Genomic DNA, 7,639 nt, shown 5'->3' with positions numbered 1-7,639 from the left:
CAACAGCGCGGTGGTCCCACCTGACCCCATGCCGAACTCAGCAGTGAAACACCGTAGCGCCGATGGTAGTGTGGGGTCTCCCCATGTGAGAGTAGGACACTGCCAGACAGTGAATCAGACAGAGAAGCCATCCGGGTCCGGATGGCTTTTTTGCATTGGGGATTTTTTGGAAATTGAATACTGAGATTAAAATAGGAATTAAAAATAGTATGAATTAATGCGCTTTTTCTTGTTCTATTCCAATCCCCGTCTGCGAACGAATAAACTGGCTGCGAAACATTATCCTCTCCTGTGCTCCTTGTTCTGAAGTATCTGTAATCGAAAATAACCAAGCACCAACAAATGCTATAAATATAGAAAATAGAGCTGGATATTCATACGGATAAATCGGTTTCTCATGACCAAGAATGCTGACCCAAATCGTAGGACCCAAGATCATTAATATAACTGCTGTCAGTAACCCCAACCATCCGCCAACTAATGCACCACGTGTAGTCAGCTTGCTCCAGTACATTGATAATAAAATAATAGGAAAATTACAGCTTGCAGCAATGGAGAATGCCAAACCAACCATAAAAGCAATATTTTGCTTTTCGAATAATATCCCTAGGCCAATAGCAACTAACCCCAGAATAACGACGGTAACCTTGGAGACTTTTAGTTCATCGCGCTCATTAGCATGTCCTCTTTTAATCACATTAGCATAGAGGTCATGGGATACTGCTGAAGCGCCTGCCAATGTTAACCCTGCTACTACAGCTAAAATAGTGGCGAAAGCAACTGCCGAGATGAAGCCAAGGAAGAAATCACCGCCAACGGCACTTGCTAGATGAACGGCAGCCATATTTGTACCACCAACTAATGCCCCGGTTGCATCTTTGAACGATGGGTTAGCACTGACCAATAAAATTGCACCGAATCCGATAATGAACGTCAGGATATAAAAATAACCGATAAATCCAGTTGCATAGAAAACACTTTTACGGGCTTCCTTAGCATCGCTGACGGTAAAAAATCGCATGATGATATGTGGCAATCCTGCAGTACCGAACATTAATGCTAATCCTAAAGAGAGTGCAGAAATAGGATCAGATACCAATCTTCCGGGACTCATGATGGCTGGCCCAAGAGAATGCACCGCAATGGCCTCTTTAAATAAGGTATGAAAGTTGAAATTAACAGCTTTCATGACCATCAGAGCCATGAATGTCGCCCCAGCCAGCAACAGAATTGCTTTAATAATCTGAACCCATGTCGTTGCTAGCATTCCGCCAAACAATACATAAAGCACCATTAAAATACCGACTAAGACAACAGCGACGTAATAATTCAATCCGAATAGCAACTCGATGAGCTTTCCAGCCCCAACCATCTGAGCTATTAGGTATAACGCAACAACAACTAATGAGCCGATTGCGGATAAAGTACGGATAGGACTCTGTTTCAGTCGATAAGAAGCGACATCGGCAAAGGTGTAACGCCCCAAATTTCTTAATCTCTCGGCAATGAGAAATAGAATAATTGGCCAGCCCACTAGGAAGCCAATGGAATAAATCAGCCCATCATAGCCAGAAGTATAAACTAGCGCTGAAATTCCCAGAAAAGAGGCCGCGGACATATAGTCACCAGCTATCGCCATACCATTCTGGAATCCAGTGATACGCCCACCTGCGGTATAATAATCTGAGCGTGAAATGGTCCGCTTTGAAGCCCAATAAGTAATGCCAAGAGTTAATCCGACGAATAACAGGAACATGACAATAGCCTGAATATTCAAGGGTTGTTTTTCTACATTACCTGAAATGGCATCTGCTTGAGCTATGATAGGAAAGAGGGAAGAAAATAGAGGTATTGATAACAATACGATTTTTTTCATTTTCTCACCTCATTGAGAATAGTTGAGGTCAGACGATCAAATTCACCATTTGCCCTCACTACATAAATTCCTGTCAATATGAAAGAAATAAAGATGATGCCGATCCCTACAGGGATCCCCCGCGTCATACTGGTGCTTTCATGGAGTTGTGTTCCAAGCCATTCAGGAGCAAAAGCAATAAGAAAAACAAAACCAACATAAAGCACTAACATAATGATGGATAACAACCAGGCAAACCGTCCCCGCTTCTTAACTAATTCCTTAAAGCGAGGATTATTCTCAACCTCTTGATAAATGTCGTCACTCATTAGAGTATCTCCTTGTTGATTTGAAACGGTACACCTTAAGTACTGCACGAGATGCCAGATACTGGATAGCCGTATCCGAGGGAATTCATGACTATTAGCCACTTCCCTGCATAGCTCTACGCTTTTGGTGATACGTTATTCAAGCCGCTTTGCAGCGGCCTATATGTTTTACGACATGGTCTTACGATATAGTTTTACGAAATATTGATAAATTGTTTTTCTTCTAGCAGTTTTTCAACGACTCCCGGATCGGCTAGAGTGGAGGTATCTCCTAAATTACTGGTATCACCAGAAGCTATTTTGCGCAAAATACGCCGCATGATTTTTCCGGAACGTGTTTTGGGCAGAGAGTCTGTCCAGTGAAGGATATCGGGTGTTGCAATCGGCCCGATTTCTTTGCGAACCCAATTTCTGACTTCGGTATACAGTTCAGGGGAAGGCTCTTCACCATGAATTAGCGTGACATAAGCGTAAATAGCTTGCCCTTTGATATGATGTGGGATACCCACAACGGCAGCTTCAGCTATTTTGGGGAATGAAACCAGAGCTGATTCAATTTCTGCGGTTCCCAAACGATGGCCTGAAATATTCAGAACATCATCAACACGGCCTGTTATCCAGTAATAGCCATCTTCATCACGTCGAGCGCCATCACCACTGAAATACATTCCCTTGAACGTGGAAAAATAGGTCTGTTCAAAACGTTCATGATCACCATACAACGTTCGTGCCTGTGCTGGCCAAGAGTCCGTCATGACAAGGTTGCCTTCACACTCTCCCTCTAAAATTTCGCCTGAATTATCAACCAGTGCCGGGCTGATGCCAAAAAATGGCAGAGTAGCGGAGCCTGCTTTGAGATCGGTAGCACCCGGTAGTGGCGTAATCATGAATCCGCCAGTTTCGGTTTGCCACCATGTATCTACGATAGGACATTTACTATTACCTATTTTTTGGTAATACCACTCCCATGCTTCTGGATTAATTGGTTCACCAACAGAACCCATAATGCGCAATGATGTGCGTTTTGTGCCTTCTATTGCTTTATCACCTTCGGCCATTAATGCCCTGATAGCGGTTGGTGCAGTATAAAGAATATTAACTTTATGTTTGTCGACTACCTGACAGAGACGATTAACATCGGGATAGTTGGGAACACCTTCAAACATCAAGGTTGTGGTGCCGCAGGATAATGGCCCATAAAGCAGATAACTATGTCCTGTTACCCATCCTATATCGGCTGTGCACCAATAAATTTCTCCGGGACGATAATCGAATGTGTATTTGAAAGTTAAAGACGCGTAGACCAAATAGCCACCCGTCGTATGCAGAACGCCTTTAGGTTTGCCGGTAGAGCCTGAGGTATAAAGGATGAATAGTGGATCTTCGGCATTCATTTCTTCAACGGGGCACTCACTACTAACACTCTTTATCAGCTCATGCCACCATAAGTCACGTTCGTTGTTCCAGTTTTTGGTATTTCCGGTACGTTTGAAAACAACCACATTTGTCACGCTAGTGACGTCTGGATTACTCAGGGCCTCATCGACATTTTTTTTCAATGGGATGGTTCGACCCGCCCGTAAGCCTTCATCTGCGGTAATAACGAGCTTGGCATTGGAATCGATAACTCTGCCAGCGATGGCATCAGGGGAGAAGCCACCAAAGATCACAGAATGGATCGCCCCAATACGGGCACAGGCCAACATTGCAACAGCAGCTTCTGGCACCATTGGCATATAGATGGCAATGACATCGCCTTTTTTGATCCCCAGTTTTTTCAACACATTGGCGAATTGGCAGACGTCATGATGTAATTCCCGATACGTAACATGTCGGGATTCTGTGGGATTATCTCCCTCCCATATAATAGCAGTTTGATCGCCACGCTCTTGCAAATGGCGATCAAGACAGTTGGCACTTAAGTTCAGAGTGCCATCTTCAAACCAGCGGATGCTGATATGCCCAGGATCGAAAGAAGTATTTTTGATCTTGGTGTAAGGCCTAATCCAATCAACTATGTTACCTTTTTCCCTCCAGAACCCTTCAGGATCTTGTAATGACCATTGGTAGTCCTGTAGGTACTGTTGTTTGTTTATCAGGGCCGTATCTGCAATATCAGCAGGAATAAGATGCTTGATTATTTGAGTCATATTTTTATCTCCTTGCAATTGTTAATAATATGTCAAAACAAGGTTAACTAAACTGTAAGAAGAATTTTTGTTTCTTTTTTGCGCGGAAGATCACGCAATAAAGAGAATGAATTTCATGGCATGATCATTTAGTGCAACCTATTTTATTAAAATTAAATAAGTTTGTTAGTTTTAATAATGGCTAAATATTTCATAAAATCGACATTAGTTGGATTTTCAGTTTAATGGGAGTGTGAAACGTGAGCATACAAAGGAAACCATAGTGAACACATGGAATTGATAATCATTTTCATTATTGTGCAATTCACTATAATAGCAATTCACTATAATAGTGTTGTTCACAAGGTGTGAGCTTTATATATTCTAAACAACTGGAGATATGATATGAGCTATTCACTGCCTTCTCTACCTTACTCCTATGATGCGTTAGAGCCTCATTTCGACAAACAGACGATGGAAATTCATCATACTAAGCACCATCAGACGTATGTCACTAACGCGAATACCGCTCTGGAAGCTTTCCCAGAACTAATCAAACTGGACATTGATGACCTAATCCAGCAACTTGATAAAATTCCAGCTGATAAACGCACTTTTATTCGCAACAATGCGGGTGGGCACTCAAACCACAGCCTGTTTTGGAAAGGATTAAAGCTGGGCACAGTATTGGATGGTACTTTGAAAGCAGCTATTGAGCGTGATTTTGGAAGTGTCGACAGCTTCAAGGAAAAATTTGAACAAGCGGCAGCAACTCGTTTTGGCTCTGGCTGGGCGTGGTTGGTGCTGAAAGACGATGGCAAACTTGCTGTTGTTTCAACAGCTAATCAGGATAGCCCACTAATGGGTGAAGAAATAGCTGGTGCTTCCGGTTACCCTATAGTGGGTTTGGATGTGTGGGAACATGCTTATTACCTGAAATATCAGAATCGCCGTCCTGACTACATCAAAGCGTTTTGGTACGTCGTAAACTGGGACGAAGCGGCAAGACGCTACGAAGAAAAAATTAAGTAATCCATTCTATTATTTTTCACAATAATGCTGGTCATGCTCGTGATCGGCATTTTTATTGTGCATAATCTTGGCTATTATGCCTGAGTAATACTTGTTCATTTTCACTAGCTCATTGAGAGGAAATAAAAATGTATTATCCACAAGTATATAGAGGCAAAATATTATCATCAGAAACATTGGGTTACAGTGCAATTAATAAACTGGTGGTGAATGGTAGTCTACAGCTAACCTCTCTTGGACTGGAAGGTGATGAACAAGCGGAAGCTCGTTTTCATGGTGGCCCTGATCGTGCTCTTTGTCATTATCCAAGAGAACATTACTTATTTTGGAAAAGGCAATTTCCTGAATTGATGGAATTATTTGTATCCCCTTTGTTTGGTGAAAATATATCTACAGAAGGAATGACGGAAGATAATGTCTATATTGGCGATATTTTCCAATGGGGTGAAACTCTGATTCAGGTCACTCAGCCACGTTCTCCATGTTTTAAACTAAATATTGTTACAAACATCAGAGATTTTGCTGCGATAATGCAAAATAATGGGCATTGTGGCTGGTTATACCGTGTTATCTCTTCTGGTTTGGTAAGTGCGGGCGAGCCGATAAAACTGTTAAGCCGTAATAGTGATGTTTCTGTTAAGGAAGCCATATCCATTGCTTTTCATTATCCATTTGATGAAGAACAATATCGTCGTTTAATGGGTGCTGCTGGATTATCTGCGAGTTGGAATCTGACGATGCAAAAACGCATATTGCATGGAAAAATTGAAGATTTTAATCGTCGTTTATTGGGGAATTAATGCAATCTACTCATGATGTAATCATATTCTTAACGTAATATTAATCATAACATAATTATTTAAAAAGATTAATATAAATATCTCAAATAATATGATTTTTTACATATCCTAAAGATTAAAAATACTTTTATGATAAATAAAATAAAACATTAAATTTGATGATAAATATTAATTCTAACTTACCATTAATAATTAATTTTTTCTATATGCTTCTGAAGCAACATTATTAATATAACCTGTCGTTTGTTTTTAAATAGGAGGTAATATGAAAATACCAAAGAAAATACATTATTTTTGGACTGGTAATAATATATCAGAAAGCTTTATGGAAAATATCGTTATAATGAAATCAGAAAATCCTGGCTTTGAAATTAATTTATGGGTAAGTAATAAGATGTTGATTCTAAATACATTTAGAACCATAACAAAAAATTGTGGTGAGGTATTTGGGTGTGAATTTGATAAAATAAGAAGAAAAAAATCCACAGAAAATGAAGAAGATATAGGAGTGCTAAATCACAATGCTTTTTTTATCAGGGAGATAGATGAAGCCTTTAAATCATTAACCAGAAATTTTCTTGTTTTAGAATCGATGTTTTATCGCAATATTAATGGATATTATCATAACTATGCGCTGGCTAGTGATATAGCACGTCTTGTTATTTTATATGCAGAAGGGGGTATTTATTTAGATTCTGATGTGAAATTAAAAAAAAGTAATAACGCAGTGTTAAAAAAAGCTAAATTTGAAAATATTGATATAACATTAGGAATTGCTTTTGGTAATGTAAAAGGTGACGCATGGAAAAGTAATTGTTTTGGTGGGTCTGCTATTATTGCTGCTCCAGCCGAATCAGATAAGATATTGGAAATTTTAAACATTATTAAAAGTAAAATTAATATTAATCAAAAACCTATTGATATCAATGAGAAAGAAAAATTATTAAAAAATCAGGTTAGTTCACACTATGCACAAAACCCTATTCATCCAACTAAGCAAATTAAGCTAATCAACCTAGCTAATCCACTTGAGCCAGTAAATCAAACTAGTAGAAATAATCCTAACAACCAAATTGGTTGGCAAGATAATCGATATAAAAAATATCCAGATGGTATAAAGGATACATGGATTACTTCAAGAGTCATTCCAGAGATTCGTTTTGATATGGCTTATCAAAATACTGGGCCAGGAATGTATGAGAAATATTTAAAGGATATTGATAAAGATAGACGATCTAATGATGCGAGGCCTTCGGCAGTATTTAGGGTTGAGAAAGGTAAAGAACATCTTTTTGAAAAGGTTGATGCGAGTGGAAAGTGGAGAAATGTCAGGAAAATTCATGATATTCACCATGATGATACAGAGTTTCCTTCTTCGTCTAATTTGAGTCTTACGCATCATGATAAGTTGATGAAATTTTTTAAAAAATAATAATGCAAAGTTACAATAAATTCGTGGCAAAAAATAATGCCAAAGGATGAATTAATACCCTT

General features: G+C 39.3%; 6 protein-coding genes and 1 rRNA gene. 4 read left to right on the top strand and 3 right to left on the bottom strand.

Annotated features, from left to right (window positions below; genetic code table 11):
- Nucleotides 1–108, top strand: a 5S ribosomal RNA gene (gene rrf, locus PSI23_RS13565); the annotation flags it as partial.
- Nucleotides 109–214: 106 nt separating this feature from the next.
- Here the strand turns inward: rrf and actP are convergent.
- The 3 genes from actP to acs all read right to left on the bottom strand — a co-directional run bounded on the left by actP (nt 215) and on the right by acs (nt 4,334).
- Nucleotides 215–1,876, bottom strand: coding sequence for a cation/acetate symporter ActP (gene actP / locus PSI23_RS13560; protein ID WP_273555589.1), 1,662 nt, complete (start codon nt 1,874–1,876; stop codon nt 215–217).
- The gene (locus PSI23_RS13555) at nt 1,873–2,184 is read right to left on the bottom strand and encodes a DUF485 domain-containing protein (protein WP_273555588.1); all 312 of its coding nucleotides are present in this window, start codon (nt 2,182–2,184) and stop codon (nt 1,873–1,875) included. Before PSI23_RS13555 ends, actP begins: the two co-directional genes overlap by 4 nt.
- A 194-nt stretch (nt 2,185–2,378) precedes the next feature.
- Nucleotides 2,379–4,334, bottom strand: coding sequence for an acetate--CoA ligase (gene acs, locus PSI23_RS13550; protein WP_273555587.1), 1,956 nt, complete (start codon nt 4,332–4,334; stop codon nt 2,379–2,381).
- A gap of 384 nt (nt 4,335–4,718) precedes the next feature.
- Here acs and sodA point away from each other — a divergent pair, with 384 nt between their 5' ends.
- From sodA to PSI23_RS13535, 3 genes are all read left to right on the top strand, one after another.
- On the top strand, nt 4,719–5,345 hold the full coding sequence (sodA, locus tag PSI23_RS13545) for a superoxide dismutase [Mn] (RefSeq protein WP_273555586.1): 627 nt from the start codon (nt 4,719–4,721) through the stop codon (nt 5,343–5,345).
- A 128-nt stretch (nt 5,346–5,473) separates the two neighbouring features.
- Entirely contained in the window at nt 5,474–6,145 is a 672-nt protein-coding gene (gene yiiM, locus PSI23_RS13540) for a 6-hydroxyaminopurine reductase (RefSeq protein ID WP_273555585.1), read from the top strand.
- Between the two features lie 265 nt (nt 6,146–6,410).
- Nucleotides 6,411–7,577 carry a glycosyltransferase gene (locus PSI23_RS13535; protein WP_273555584.1) on the top strand — a complete coding sequence of 389 codons (1,167 nt, stop codon included), beginning with the start codon at nt 6,411–6,413 and terminating at the stop codon, nt 7,575–7,577.
- Nucleotides 7,578–7,639: the final 62 nt, after the last annotated feature.

Origin of the sequence: Xenorhabdus yunnanensis (assembly GCF_028598805.1) — a bacterium.
Taxonomy (GTDB): domain Bacteria; phylum Pseudomonadota; class Gammaproteobacteria; order Enterobacterales; family Enterobacteriaceae; genus Xenorhabdus; species Xenorhabdus yunnanensis.
Note: the sequence above shows the minus strand (reverse complement) of the source record. Positions and strands in the feature narration are given on the sequence as shown.